We start from the raw sequence: 12,857 nt of genomic DNA on the forward strand, positions 1-12,857 counted from the left end.
GCCGGTCATGGTGAAGAATTAAGACGGACGCCGCATCGCTACGCCCGTTTGGGCAGATCTACTCGCCGGCGCTTTTGGTGATGGCGGCTTTGGCCTTTGCCAGTGCCTTGCGGGCCTTGGCCAGTTCGCGTTCGGCGTCGCGCAGGTCGCGGTCTTTGCCCCCGTCGGCAGTGCTGCGCAGATCGGAGACCATGCGGTCGGTCGCCTCGATCATGGACTGGGCGGAGCGCAGCCGGGCTTCGGCCAAGGCCGCAGGCGCCGGGTCCCCGGATCCGAGCCATAAAGCCTGCCCCTCTGCGCCCGGCATCCTCTCGAACCGCTCGGAGACGTCGAAGCCTCCAAGCGTCTCACTCTCGGGCAGTTCGAAGGAGATGGTCCCGTTTCCCGCTTTGAGGTGCTCGAAGATCTCCTGTGCGGATCCGCTGCCTTCGGCGAAGAAACGGCGCATGGCGGCGTCGGCTTCGGCGTCGCCCTCACCCGACAGGCGGTGCCTCAGGATGAAGGTCTTCACGCCTTCATTGTCCTCACCTTCCTGCAGGGCGCTCAGGCCCGGCTCCCCGTCCACACTTTTCCGGGCGCGCAGTCCGTCGATTAGGGCGGATAGGTCGGCGGTGGTCGAGGACGAGACCGCGTCGACATCGATGCCGTATTCGGCCTTCACCTGCTCGCGGGTCAGATGTTCCCGCGTGCCGTCCGGCGATGTGCGCAGATAGACGCGCTCGCCATTCTCGTCGCGGATCTCCAAGTGCTTTGTCTCACCGTCGGCCTGCGTGATGACTCGGACGGTAGACACGTTCTCGACCTGCGGAGCGGGGGCCGGATCGGCGAGGCTGAGCGGCGCGCACAGGGCGGCCCCGCTCAGCAGGCTGGCGGCCAGCGCCCAGCGAGCTGTGTCGCGGCGGCCTTCGGGATTGGATCTCAGGGTCATCAGTCTCTCCTTCACGGGATGATGCAGGGACAGGCAAAGGGCCGTCCCCTGGGTGGGTGTCGTGTCTTGCCGCGCGGCGACCAGTAGCGTCTCGGCATAGTCGGCGCGGCAGGCCTCGCCCGTCAGGCGCAGCACGGCGGCGTCGCAGGCGGCTTCCTGGTCGGCGCGGAAGCGCGGCCAAGCCCAGTGAACCAGCGGGTTGGGCCAGTTCAGCAGGCGGAAGCCCAGCATGGCACTGGCCGCCCACAGGTCGCCGCGGCGGATATGGGCCATTTCGTGCAGCAAGGCGAAGCGGCGCTGCGCCGGGGTGAACCGGGCTTCGAAGTCCGCGGGAAGCAAGATGACGGGCTGCAAGAGGCCGGATACGGCCGGGCCGCTCCCAGTGCGGCCGATCCGGACGTCGGGTGCGCGGTACAGGCCGGCCAGGTGGGCGGCGCGGTCGATATCGACTTGCAACGCCGAGGGCGCGGCCTGCGTCTCGCGCATCAAAGCGGCGCGGTAGGCGCATTGCCGCATCCAGACCAGCATCGTCCCCGCGACGATTCCGGTTAGCCAGACCCAGACGGCCACCGTGGGCAGGACGTCTAGCCAAGCGGTCTCGACAGGACCCGGCGCCGGCGGTGCGGCGATCCAGTCGCTCGGCGGCAAGGAGTCGAAAGCGGGCGGCGCGGCAGGCGGCGACGCTTGTGGCAATAGCGACCGGATCGGCGCTGTCAGCGCGGCGGGCAGGACGATGGCGGGTGTGAACAGGCGCAGCACCGGCAGCGCCCAGAGCGCATAGGCGGCGCGCGGCCCGAAGCGTCGCGCGACTGTTCGACGGCTCACCAGAACCAGGACGAGCAGGGCCGTGACGGCGAATGCGGTCGATGTAACAGTGTCGAGGAGGTCGGATGCGGCCAGATCAGTCACGGGACTTCAGCTCCCGGATGATGGCTTCAAGTTCGGCGATATCGTCATTCGACAGTCCGTTATCTTCCGCGAGATGGGCAACGATCGGTGCGGCCCGGCCGCCGAACAGCCGATCGGAAAAACGGCGTGTGGCACTGGCAGCATAGTCGTCACGGGTCATTGTCGGATGGTAAAGATAGCGTCGGCCTTCGGCTTCGGTCTGAAGCGCGCCCTTGTCCACCAGTCGCGACAAAAGGGTCTTGATGGTCTGCAGGGAACGCGTGTCGGTGTCGGAAAGCCCAGCGTGAACCGCACTGGCGGCAAGTCCAGGCCGGTCCCAAAGGATGCTCATGACATCGAGTTCCGATTTTGCGATGTTTCGTTTCATGGACGCCCCAAGACTGATTACGTTTGTAGCCGATAACGCCGATTACAACTGTAGTCAACTATCTTCCGAGTCTGTCCGTCACTGCAGAATGTAGAAGAAGAAACCCGAGTCTCAGTTGTTGAGGCTGGCAGCGTGGGGCATGTCGTTGAAGATCGGATCGAGATAGGCGACACGGTTGCCCGCTTCCCATCCCGTGATGTCCTTGATGCAGAAATGAGCGATCATCGGATCCGCGCCTGCGGCTTTCGCCTGTCGTTCGGCGGCTTCGAAAGTCCTGATTTCATCGAGCGTCGCAGCCTGCCCCGTGGCGCAGGCACCGACCAGGGAGTCGGGCGTCGTATCGTCGATCTGGATGAATTCGGAACGGTTATAGGCCTTGTAGGCAACGCTCACGGTCTCGCCGTCGAGATATTTCACGAACACCATGCGGCGGTAATCGGGATTGTCGCTCGGCCCGGTCTCGATCAGCAGGACGGGTGAGAGGTCCGAGGATTGCGCGGAGGCTGGCGCCGGTCCGCCTAGAGCGGCGGCCAGACAGAACAAGGCCATGGTCGTCATCGCGAATTTCATAACGGTCTCCATTCTCCCCCGCCCGCGCTCATAGCATGGCGCATGACACCGTATCGGACCGGATGCAGTTGCCCGGAAGCGGAAGCCCTGAAAGTCAGATCAGCAACAGGATGGCGGCGAGAACGGCGACCACGGCAACGGCGATAGCGATGGTCGTCGGGCTGAAGCGCCTGTGACGCGCCGCACCCTTGTGCGCGTCGCTGGTGCGAGTCTGAAGATGGTCGGGCATAATGGTTTCCTTTGCAACGGAACGTTTTCGCTATTCGCGCGGTTCCGTTAGTCGGATGGTTCGTAGGGGATCACCGCAGCTGGGATGTCCGCACGTGATCGAAACCATTCTGTCCAATCCTATCGCCTGTTTTTATGCGGTGATCGGATTCGCCCTGTTTGGACTGACGTTGCAGCCCGGATTGGCGCGCCGTTACCATGTCAATCTTCCGGCCGTTTATATTGCGCTCGGAGCGGTGGTCACGTTGCTGGGATTTCCGCACATCTCCCCGCTCGGCTCCGAGCTCCAGGCCAACATCATCACCCATGCCTCCGAATTGATCGTCATCGTCAGCCTGACGGCGGCAGGGCTCGCCATCGATCTCAAAGCCGGCTGGCGGCGCTGGAACGCGACCTGGCGCTTGCTCGGCATCGCCATGCCGCTGACCATTCTCGCCTTGATTTTCCTGGGTCAGTGGGCCGGATTGGGATTGGCAGGAGCCGTCCTTCTGGGCGCATCGCTCGCGCCGACGGATCCCGTGCTCGCTCGTTCGGTCCAGGTCGGCGGGCCCGGGGAAGAGGAAGACCCCACCCGTATCGCCTTGACGGCCGAAGCGGGACTGAATGACGGGCTGGCCTTTCCCTTCGTCTGGGCGGCGATCGCCTTGGCGGCGGGCAGCTTCGACTGGACCGGCTTCCTGACCTATGACGTACTGTACCGCGTCGGCATGGGTGTGGCGATCGGCTGGGGCGTCGGCTGGGTCATATCGCGCCTGGTGTTCTCGAAGGTCGGCGACGCAACAAACGAACGCAGCAACCCGCTCATCGTGATGCTGGCGGCGACATTCCTGGCTTACGGTCTGGCCGAGTTCGTCCATGCCTACGGTTTCCTGTCCGTTTTCATCGCCGCCCGGTCGGGCCGACGCCACGACCAGGACGCGGAGATACGGGGGCATGACGACGAAGCCTATGCCACGGAAGCGCACGAATCGGCCGACCAGTTCGAAGGCATATTGATGGTCCTTCTGCTGCTGTGGTTCGGCACGTTCGTCGCCGCCGAACTCTGGCATCAATGGCGCTGGAGCGACCTTCTCATCGCCATCGCCCTGCTCTTCGTGGTGCGACCCATAGCCGGATGGCTGGCGCTGACGGGCATGCACTGTGCGGCATCGGAACGGTTCAAGATCGCATTCTTCGGCATTCGCGGCATGGGGACGATCTTCTATATCGCCTACGCGCAGACCCATGCACCGTTCGACGACATCGATGCGGTGTGGCGGATCGCGGGTCTCTGCATCCTGATTTCCGTGCTGATGCATGAAAGCCTGGCCGGATGGCTGTTCAACCGCTCCAAGGTCGCCATACCGGCGGGCGGCACGACGGATGCGGACACGCACAAGGTCTAGCGTCGGTTGCCCGTCTCGAACCCGAAAAGGTTCGCCAGATGGACGACCAGCATGAAGCCGACCGCGACGGACACCAGTGCAATGATCATCCAGGGCATGCGGTAGGGACGGATATCCGTCTTCTCGGTGAAGCGGAAACGGATGCCGAGGGCCGCCAGAACCGCGCAGACGGCGACGCCCGCGAGCGTAAGGATCAGGTCGAGATTGGCATCCATGGCACCGGCACGTTCAGTCGCCCGCAGTCGAGGGCGGCGCGCCCGTAACACCATGCTCCGTCTTGTGCCAGTGGAACGGACGGATCTGAAGCTCGATCAAGGCCTGGATCAGAGGCGGGAACAAAATCAGCCAATAGATCGGCATGAACGGTACGGACCAAAGCAGTCGCCTGCGCCCGGACCGGACAGCACCCAACGCGCCGACCGCCATGCCGCAAAAAAGGCTGAAGCCAAGGGCGATGAGATAGATTGCCGGTATGGCGGCGTCTGTCACGCCGATGAGCTTCGCCAAGCCAAGCAGGCCCAGACCCAGCATGACAGGTGCGAAGAAGGCGACGGAGAGGAGTGAGAGACCCAGCGTGAGCTGTAGCATCAGCGCCCGACGCCAGCCGCCCGTGACCGGCGCGTTCATGTGCACCATCCAAGTCTGGATATAGCCTTTCAGCCAGCGCGAGCGCTGCTTGAACCAGGGATGCAGTCGGGACACGGCCTCTTCGCCTGTCGGCAAATCGATCCATCCGACCGTGCCGCCCTGCGCGCTCAATCGGAACGCGAGATCCGCATCTTCCGTGACATTGTGCGGATCCCACCCGCCGGCCTGCTCGAGCGCGTCACGGCGCATGTGGTTGGACGTCCCTCCAAGCGGGAAAGGCAGCCCGAGCCGGTCGAACAGCGGCAGCATGACATGGAACAGACCTGCATATTCCAATCCGAACTGCGCAGCGAGCCAGCAGTCGCGCGTATTGAAATAGTCCAGCGGTGCCTGCAGCGCCGCCCAATCCGGATGCGCGGCAAAGGCGCTGGCCGCTTGCCGGAGCTGCTGCGAATGCGGGCAGTCTTCCGCATCATAGATGGTGACGAGCGTACCGCTCGATCGTTCCAAGGCATAGTTGAGCGCCCTCGGTTTGGTCTGGGGCGGACCGCCCGGCACGGTTGGAGGCACGACCAGGACTCTAAAGGGCGGTTTCGCCAAGGCTTCGGCTGCGGAGACCGTGTCCGGATCGTCGCTTTCGCAGACGAGGATGATGTCGAGCCGGTCGGGCGGGTAATCCAGGGCCGAGAGTGATCGTATCAAGCCGGCGACCATATGCGCTTCATGGAAAAGGGGCAGGATGACGGTATAACGTGGCAGGCGATCACGGGGCAGGAGCGCCGGCGAGTGGCGCGGCGGGGTCATGCAGGCCAAGAGCCGCAATCCGCCCAGCGCCACGCTGACCCATGCGACCATAACGGTAAGGTTGAGCAGAAAGGTGCCAATACTGAATTGGGTCGTGACGCCCGCCCCGAACAGCAGCGCCACAAAAAGAGCAAAACCGCTGCTGGTGACGGCCGAAGCCGGCCTCAGCCTATCAGCATGTCCCAGGACGGATTGTCCATCTCGATCTTCCTGTTCGTTCCGATGCATACCCGATACCTCCTGATGCATCCGCGATACCTCCCGACCGGGAGACAAGAAGCAGTATGCTGTATTCGCAACGCCTAGTTGGCCCGACTTAACCGATTGCAGGCCCATTCGGCCGCATTTCTGACGACCTCCACATCACTGTGCGTGTGTTCTCCAGCAACTTCAATCAAGGCGGGTGTTCCGGAATTGCCGATCGCGTAGAGAACATTGCGCAGGAATCGCGGCCAGCCGATACGCTTGATCGGCGATCCGGCGAAGTGGCTGCGGAAACCCGCGTCGCCGAGCGCGGCCAGATCGGCGAGAGCGGGAGCGTCGAGATCGTTCCGGGCGGCGAGTTTGGCCTCCCGTCCGGCTTGGGCGAATTTATTCCACGGACAGACGGCGAGGCAGTCGTCGCAGCCATAGATCCGATTGCCCATCAGCGGTCGCAAGGCTTCGTCCACCGGCCCCTCATGTTCGATGGTCAGGTAGGAGATGCAGCGTCTCGCATCCAATTGGTACGGGGCCGGGAAGGCGTCGGTCGGACAGGCATCCAGGCAAGCACGGCAAGTTCCGCAATGGTCCGCTTCCGGCAGTGTCGGCTCCAGCTCGGCCGCGCTCAGGATCGTACCGATGAAAAGCCAGTTGCCCCATTCGCGCGACAGCAGATTGGTGTGCTTGCCCTGCCAGCCGAGACCGGCCGCCGCGGCCAACGGCTTTTCCATGAGCGGAGCCGTATCGACGAAGACTTTGACGTCCTGCCCCGTATCACGGGCCAACAGGCCGGCCAGTTCCTTCAACCGGCCTTTCATCACATCGTGATAGTCGCGGTTCCGGGCGTAGACCGAAATGGTCGCCCGATCGGTTTGCTCCAGCGTTATCAGCGGATCGGTTTCAGGGCCGTAGTTCAACCCGAGCACGACCGCCGACCGGCCCTCCGGCCATAGCGTGTTCGGATGGCCGCGACGCTCCAGCGTGGCTTCCATCCACGCCATCGTGCCGTGACGGCCCTGCGCGACGAAATCCTGCAACCGCGCACCTGGCCTGGTGCCGATGTCGGAAAGCCTGGCGACATGCGGCGCCGTGAAACCGAGTTTCCGGGCGCGGACGGACAAAGCCGATAGCGGGTCGGGGCGAATCTCGCTCATGAAAGCAAACTGATAAGGCGGGCGGACACTCCCCAGCCATATCGCGCCGGGTTTCTAGAAGTCCAGATCGCCGTAGTGGCGCGGCGGGCGGAGGCCCGGCACCCGGTCCTTGAGCAGCGGCTGGAAAGCGGGGCGGGACTTTATGGTCTGGTACCATTCCTGGACGTCCGGAACTTCGCGCCAGGGGATCTCGCCCAGATAGTCGAGACACGACAGATGCGCCGCCGCCGTCAGATCCGCCAGCGTGAAGGCCGGACCGGCCAGCCCGTCGCGGATGCTCAAAAGCCAACCGATGTAGGACAGATGATCGCGCAGGGCTGTCCGTCCCTCGCGAAGTGCATCCGTATCGGGCGTTCCGCCCAGAATGACGGTTTCGAGTTTTTCCGGAAGGATGAATGCGTTGACCTCCTGGTCGAAGCGCTGGTCGAACCAGTTGCAGAGCCTGCGGATTTCGGCCCGGTCGTGGCGTTCGCCCGGCAGGAGCGGATTGCGCGCGCTCGCTTCGTCCGCATATTCGCACAAGGTCTGGCTGCCGACGACCGTCACGGTTCCGGCCTGCGTGACGTCCGTCATGACGGGAGGAACGTTCTCCACGGACAGGGACAGGAACTTTTCGTCCGGTGTCCACGGATCGATCACGACCTCGCGCAGTTTGAGCTTCTTTTCGGCAAAGCACAGCCTGACGGCGCGGCTGCCGGGGTGAAGCGGGTAGTGGTACAATGTCCGCATGTCGCAGCGCCTACGATGGGCATGGAAAATGAAAGTTTAAGGAGCAGGGTTAAAACCTGCTATCCCGTGTTGAACCGGGCATTTCCATGCATTTGCGCACATCCGGCCGGGTGAGGATGTATCAATATGTCTGCGGCCGGGAAGGTGGTCATCAGACGGGCTTCGGCCGCAACGACGATATCGTGGCTTTCCGACAGCGAAAGACCGGGGTCCAGGTCGAGCCGCATCTGCATGTGCAGATGCGGTCCGGAGGCCCGCGTGCGCAGGTCCGTCACGGCGCGGATCTGTGGATCCGACATGACACGTCGGGTGATCAGTTTGCGTTCGTCCTGCGTCAGCTCCCGGTCCATCAATTGCGCCCAAGCCAGCCGGGCGACGCGATAGCCGGTATAGAGCAACCACGCCGCCATCAGCATGCCGACGGCTGCATCCGCCCAGTAGGCCTGTGTCCATGTCGACACGGCCAATCCGAGCATGACGAACAGGTTGCCCAGAAAGTCGGCTGTATAATGAGCGCGGTCCCCACGCACGGCGATCGAACCGGTGGCCCTGATCGCCCAGCTCTGCGCGATCAGAAGCCAGAGCGTCAGGACGGAAAAAACGCCCATGACGACGATGGCCGTGGTCGATCCGTCGATGGCATGAAGATGGCCATGACCGCCACCCGCACCGTTATGGACACTGTGATCATGGGACGGATCGTAGACTGGCGCGAACGCAGGAGCGTCCGAGGCAAGACCGCCACTGTCCAGCAACGCTTCGCCGGCGGCACCGAAGAGATGAAACGCCGCGAGGCTCACCAGGCAGACCTGGAAGACGGCCGAAAAGCTTTCGGCCTTGCCGAACCCGAAGCGGTAGGTTCCAGTAGGGCGTCGTGCGGCGAAGCGGACGGCGATGAACGAACTCGCCGCCGCGACCATGTCCAGCGCGCTGTGGACCAGCGACGACAGGATCCCGACCGATCCGGTCAGCTGGTAGAGCCAAAGCTTGCCAAGCGCCATGAACACGCCGAGCGCGAGCGCCACAGCGGTGATGCGGCGCGTGATGACGGCCGAGCCTTCGGGGGCGAGCCGTCCGGGACGGCCGCGGCGCATCGATTCATCCGGCTGGTCTTCCGACCCGACCGGCATGAACGGCTCTTCTGTCTGACCCATGACGGACATGGAGTCTCTCTAACATGAAAAAATCGTTATACCATCACCGTGATCGCAAGGGTCGCTGTTCGTTATCAGATTGGCCATGCGTAATCCAAATGGATCGCCAGACGCTTCGCAATGTCAAAGCCTCGCCATCCTGCCGTTTCCCTCCGGGCCGACTTGTGTCAGGGGAGCGCCAGAGGAGGGCGCATCGCTCTTCTCCGGACTCCATTCGCGATAGGCGCCGACATGACATGGTGGCAGGCACTCCTTCTGGCCCTCATTCAGGGCCTGACCGAATTCCTGCCCGTTTCCAGTTCCGCTCATCTGATCTTGCCTCAAGCCGTGTTCGGCTGGACGGAACAGGGCGTGCTGATCGATGTGATGGCGCATTTCGGAACGCTTTTCTCCGTCCTGCTCTATTTCCGTCGCGATGTGGCGGAGATGCTGGCCGGGCTGGGCGATCTGTTGGCCCGCCGGTTGACGCGTGGGGCGGTCCTGGCGCTCAATCTGATCGTCGCTACGCCGCCCGCACTCCTGATCGGTGTCCTGCTCGCCAGCGGCGGCTGGGACGAAGCGCTGCGCAGTCCCTGGATCATCGCCGTGGCGACCATCCTCTTCGGCGTCGTGCTGTGGCTGTCCGATGTGATGGCCCGACAGGACCGCGACATGGATACGCTGAGCTGGCGCGGGGCGTTCATCATGGGGGCGGCGCAGGTGCTGGCCTTCATTCCGGGAACGTCGCGGTCGGGAATCACCATGACGGCTGGCCGGGCTATCGGTCTGTCTCGCGACGCGGCGGCGCGCTTTTCCATGCTGATGAGCCTGCCCGTGATCGGGGCGGGTGGTGCCTACGCACTGGTGAAACTCGCCACAGGCGAAGAGACAGGCGGCGCGACGCTGGGTCAGGGATTGCTTGTTGCGGCCCTGTCCTTCATCGTCGCCTACGCGGCGATCGCGCTTTTCCTGCGTTTCGTGACGCGCATCGGTTTCCTCCCCTTCATGATCTACCGCGTGCTGCTCGGCGTCGCGCTTATCGTCTGGTTGGTGATCTGAGGTATCTGTAATGCACCTTACGGGCGAGCGGCCTCGACAGTCCCCTGCGATCCGCCTATCGCCGATTGCATGGGAATTCGGCTGATACTGCTTTCGATCATGGCCTCGACGCTGTCCGCGCTGCCGCTGGCGGCCGCGGCACAGACACCGCCGCACCCCCAGCTCAAGCCTCCAGCGCAACGTCAGGTCCAGCCCCAAACACAAACCCAAGCCCAGGTTCCAGCCCAAGTCCAGGCTCAAGCCCAAGCCCAAGCCCAAATCAGATCCCAATCGCGCATCGACCTCCGCGAGATCCACGACCGCGCCGTCCGCTTGATGCAGAAGGAAAAAGGGATGACCGGCCTGGCGGTGGCGGTCGTCGAAGACGGCAAGATCACCTTTGCGCGCGGCTACGGCGAAACCGTCAAGGGCAGCGGCCAGCTTGTGGACAAGGACACCGTTTTCCGTTGGGCGTCCGTGTCCAAAGGCGTGGCGGCGGCGGCTCTGTTGGGGTTGGTCGAACAACGGCGCGTCGATGCCACCCTACCGGTCGAAGTGCTGGCCCCGTCGCTGGTCCTGCCGCCGACCCCGGTCAAGCACGACATCGTTGATCTGCTGTCCCACCGGATCGGCGTGACGCGTAACGCCTACGACTACAAGATCGAGGAGGGTGGGAACGCCCATCTGCTGCGCGCCAGGCTGAGCGAGCTCGACTATGTCTGCCCGCCGCGCACTTGCCACACCTATCAGAATGTCGCCTTCGACGCGGCCGCCGAGATCATCGAGGAGGCGACCGAACTGCCCTACAAGACCGTCGTGCAGCGCGAGATCTTTGATCCGCTGCAAATGCGCACGGCAACGCTGACGCTCGAAGGCATGACTGGCAGCCGCAACTGGGCACGCCCGCACGGTCGTCGCGGCCAGCGCATCAGCCGCGTCAAGCCGACTTATTACCGCGTTCCCGCCGCCGCCGGGGTCAACAGCTCGGTCGAGGATCTGGCCCGCTGGATGGTGTCGATGATACCGCCCCAACCCGGTCAGCCGCTCAATACGCCGTTTCCGGCCGAGCGACTGGAAGCGATGCAGACGCCGATCGTCGCGACCCCGCGTGAGCAGCGCTATCTGAATCGCCGCCTGCCGGCCTTGCGCAACAGTCATTACGGCCTCGGACTGCGGGTCTACGATTTCGAAGGCCACAAGCTGGTCGGCCATCGCGGCGGCGTCCAGGGTTACCGCTCGCTGATGCTGTTCGACCCGGCCGAGCGCTCCGGCATCGCCGTAATGTGGAACAGCCCGCACAGTCGTCCCGTCGGCCTTCAGCTCGAATTCATGGATCAGCTGCACGGCCGCCCCAAGCGTGACTGGCTCCGCCTGAGCGAAAACGGCCGCAGCTGATTGGCGCTAGCGTGCTGTCGCGCGGAGCATCCAAGCCGTCTTTATACTTTGGCGTCTCCGCCGGCTCGTTGTTGGCTGATCCTTAGCAAGGTCAATCGGCGCAAAATGCCGCGATGCGCGAACACGCCTGTGTGAGCGTCTCCATCGAGGCCGCATAGGACAGACGCAGATGTCCCGGTGCGTGGAAGGCCGACCCCGGCACAGTCGCGACTCCGGCCCGGTCCAGGATCGCCATGGCGAGGTCGGCATCCGTCCCGACGCCTTTGGCGGCCATGATATCCCGGCAATCCGCGAAGATGTAGAAGGCGCCGTCCGGCAGGCTGCAGGACAGGCCTGCCGCATTCATGGCCTCCGTCATCATCGCGGCGCGGGCGCGGTATTGCGCGCGCCAACCGTCCAGGAAATCCTGCGGTCCGTTCAGGGCGGCGAGCGCGGCCCATTGGCTGGGCGCGGCCGCGCATGACGTCGTCTGGCCCATGAATTTCCGCATGGCATCGATCAGCCAGACCGGCCCGCCCGCATAGCCGATGCGGAAACCCGTCATGGCGTAGGCTTTCGACACGCCGTTCATGGTCACGATCCGGTCAGCCAGATCGGGCGCCACTCGCGCCATCGTCGCGAAGCGGACGTTGCCATAGACCAGCGCTTCGTAGATGTCGTCGGACAGCACCATGACCTGCGGATGACGGCGCAGCACATCGGCCAAAGCGCCCAGGTCTTCAGCCGAATAGACGGCGCCTGTCGGGTTGGACGGAGAGTTCAGCATCAACCATCGCGTGCGCGGCGTGATGGCGCGCTCAAGCGCTTCGGCCGTGATCTTGAAGTCATCGCCACCTGCCAGCATAACCGGCGTTGCGCCCGTCAGTTTGACCATGTCGGGATAGCTGACCCAACACGGCGTCGGGACGATGACCTCGTCGCCGGGTCCGACGCTCACGGCCAGCACGTTCCACAGTACGGCCTTTCCGCCTGGCGATACATTGATCTGGTCCGTCGTGAATGCCAATCCGTTGTCGCGCTCGAATTTGGCCGCGATCGCTTCCTTGAGTTCCGTGATGCCGTCTGCGGCCGTGTAGCCGGTATGGCCGTCCGCCATCGCCCGCTCGGCGGCCGCGATGATATGGTCCGGGACGGCGAAATCCGGTTCTCCGACGCTCAGGGAAATCACGTCCCGTCCCGCTTCGCGCAGGGTGCGCGCCGCTTGCGTCATGGCCATGGTCGCGCTGGGCGCGACGCGTCGGATACGGTCTGAAAGCTGCATGGTCGCGGCGCTGCTAACGTCCGGTCGGCGGCGCGGCAAGCCCGGCGCTCTAGAACCGGCCGGTGCGCAACTGTACCAAATCGTCACGCCCCTGCCATAGTCCGACCATGTGCCGCGGCTATGAAGATGGCATGACCATCCAATCCGGCTCCTTTTCCCGACGGCGG

At 63.9% G+C, this 12,857-nt stretch carries 13 protein-coding genes; 3 read left to right on the top strand and 10 right to left on the bottom strand.

The window, feature by feature from the left end; genetic code table 11:
* Positions 1-58: 58 nt before the first annotated feature.
* The 4 genes from Q0718_RS02580 to Q0718_RS02595 all read right to left on the bottom strand — a co-directional run bounded on the left by Q0718_RS02580 (position 59) and on the right by Q0718_RS02595 (position 3,003).
* Complete coding sequence (locus Q0718_RS02580) at positions 59-1,837, bottom strand: M56 family metallopeptidase (RefSeq protein WP_298913011.1); 1,779 nt, start codon at positions 1,835-1,837, stop codon at positions 59-61.
* Complete coding sequence (locus tag Q0718_RS02585; RefSeq protein WP_298913012.1) at positions 1,830-2,204, bottom strand: BlaI/MecI/CopY family transcriptional regulator; 375 nt, start codon at positions 2,202-2,204, stop codon at positions 1,830-1,832. Before Q0718_RS02585 ends, Q0718_RS02580 begins: the two co-directional genes overlap by 8 nt.
* 111 nt (positions 2,205-2,315) lie before the next feature.
* On the bottom strand, positions 2,316-2,774 hold the full coding sequence (locus tag Q0718_RS02590) for a hypothetical protein (protein ID WP_298913015.1): 459 nt from the start codon (positions 2,772-2,774) through the stop codon (positions 2,316-2,318).
* A gap of 94 nt (positions 2,775-2,868) precedes the next feature.
* Complete coding sequence (locus Q0718_RS02595; protein ID WP_298913018.1) at positions 2,869-3,003, bottom strand: hypothetical protein; 135 nt, start codon at positions 3,001-3,003, stop codon at positions 2,869-2,871.
* Positions 3,004-3,097: 94 nt separating this feature from the next.
* Between Q0718_RS02595 and Q0718_RS02600 the strand changes: the two genes are divergently transcribed.
* Positions 3,098-4,387 carry a cation:proton antiporter gene (locus Q0718_RS02600; protein WP_298913021.1) on the top strand — a complete coding sequence of 430 codons (1,290 nt, stop codon included), beginning with the start codon at positions 3,098-3,100 and terminating at the stop codon, positions 4,385-4,387.
* On the opposite strand, the gene Q0718_RS02605 is transcribed toward Q0718_RS02600, so the two are convergent.
* The 5 genes from Q0718_RS02605 to Q0718_RS02625 form a co-directional block, all read right to left on the bottom strand.
* Positions 4,384-4,602 (bottom strand): hypothetical protein, encoded by a 219-nt coding sequence (locus tag Q0718_RS02605; protein WP_298913024.1) that lies wholly within the window; start codon positions 4,600-4,602, stop codon positions 4,384-4,386. The genes Q0718_RS02600 and Q0718_RS02605 overlap by 4 nt on opposite strands.
* A gap of 13 nt (positions 4,603-4,615) precedes the next feature.
* Positions 4,616-5,902, bottom strand: coding sequence for a glycosyltransferase family 2 protein (locus Q0718_RS02610; protein ID WP_298913027.1), 1,287 nt, complete (start codon positions 5,900-5,902; stop codon positions 4,616-4,618).
* 179 nt (positions 5,903-6,081) lie between these two features.
* A complete protein-coding gene (gene queG / locus Q0718_RS02615; RefSeq protein WP_298913030.1) occupies positions 6,082-7,134 on the bottom strand; it encodes a tRNA epoxyqueuosine(34) reductase QueG in 1,053 nt (350 codons plus the stop codon).
* 54 nt (positions 7,135-7,188) lie between these two features.
* Positions 7,189-7,863: a glutathione S-transferase family protein gene (locus Q0718_RS02620; protein ID WP_298913033.1), complete on the bottom strand. Its 675-nt coding sequence runs from the start codon at positions 7,861-7,863 to the stop codon at positions 7,189-7,191.
* Positions 7,864-7,922: 59 nt separating this feature from the next.
* Positions 7,923-9,026 carry a cation diffusion facilitator family transporter gene (locus tag Q0718_RS02625; protein ID WP_298913035.1) on the bottom strand — a complete coding sequence of 368 codons (1,104 nt, stop codon included), beginning with the start codon at positions 9,024-9,026 and terminating at the stop codon, positions 7,923-7,925.
* 222 nt (positions 9,027-9,248) lie between these two features.
* On the opposite strand from Q0718_RS02625, the gene Q0718_RS02630 reads away from it, so the two are divergent.
* Together Q0718_RS02630 and Q0718_RS02635 are read left to right on the top strand one after the other, a co-directional pair.
* Positions 9,249-10,055 (top strand): undecaprenyl-diphosphate phosphatase, encoded by an 807-nt coding sequence (locus Q0718_RS02630; RefSeq protein WP_298913038.1) that lies wholly within the window; start codon positions 9,249-9,251, stop codon positions 10,053-10,055.
* Positions 10,056-10,154: 99 nt separating this feature from the next.
* The gene (locus tag Q0718_RS02635) at positions 10,155-11,429 is read left to right on the top strand and encodes a serine hydrolase domain-containing protein (protein WP_298914274.1); all 1,275 of its coding nucleotides are present in this window, start codon (positions 10,155-10,157) and stop codon (positions 11,427-11,429) included.
* Between the two features lie 91 nt (positions 11,430-11,520).
* Here Q0718_RS02635 and Q0718_RS02640 read toward each other — a convergent pair whose 3' ends face one another.
* Positions 11,521-12,729 (bottom strand): pyridoxal phosphate-dependent aminotransferase, encoded by a 1,209-nt coding sequence (locus tag Q0718_RS02640; RefSeq protein ID WP_298913041.1) that lies wholly within the window; start codon positions 12,727-12,729, stop codon positions 11,521-11,523.
* Between the last annotated feature and the right edge of the window lie 128 nt (positions 12,730-12,857).

This window comes from uncultured Algimonas sp. (assembly GCF_947498175.1).
In the GTDB taxonomy this organism is placed as follows: Bacteria; Pseudomonadota; Alphaproteobacteria; order Caulobacterales; family Maricaulaceae; genus Litorimonas.

Excerpts from the sequence above, each read along its gene's own strand:
- Q0718_RS02585 (WP_298913012.1), bottom strand. The coding sequence starts at position 2,204 with ATGAAACGAAACATCGCAAAATCGGAACTCGATGTCATGAGCATCCTT.
- Q0718_RS02590 (WP_298913015.1), bottom strand. The coding sequence starts at position 2,774 with ATGAAATTCGCGATGACGACCATGGCCTTGTTCTGTCTGGCCGCCGCT.
- Q0718_RS02595 (WP_298913018.1), bottom strand. The coding sequence starts at position 3,003 with ATGCCCGACCATCTTCAGACTCGCACCAGCGACGCGCACAAGGGTGCG.
- Q0718_RS02605 (WP_298913024.1), bottom strand. The coding sequence starts at position 4,602 with ATGGATGCCAATCTCGACCTGATCCTTACGCTCGCGGGCGTCGCCGTC.
- queG (WP_298913030.1), bottom strand. The coding sequence starts at position 7,134 with ATGAGCGAGATTCGCCCCGACCCGCTATCGGCTTTGTCCGTCCGCGCC.
- Q0718_RS02620 (WP_298913033.1), bottom strand. The coding sequence starts at position 7,863 with ATGCGGACATTGTACCACTACCCGCTTCACCCCGGCAGCCGCGCCGTC.
- Q0718_RS02625 (WP_298913035.1), bottom strand. The coding sequence starts at position 9,026 with ATGTCCGTCATGGGTCAGACAGAAGAGCCGTTCATGCCGGTCGGGTCG.
- Q0718_RS02630 (WP_298913038.1), top strand. The coding sequence starts at position 9,249 with ATGACATGGTGGCAGGCACTCCTTCTGGCCCTCATTCAGGGCCTGACC.
- Q0718_RS02635 (WP_298914274.1), top strand. The coding sequence starts at position 10,155 with ATGGCCTCGACGCTGTCCGCGCTGCCGCTGGCGGCCGCGGCACAGACA.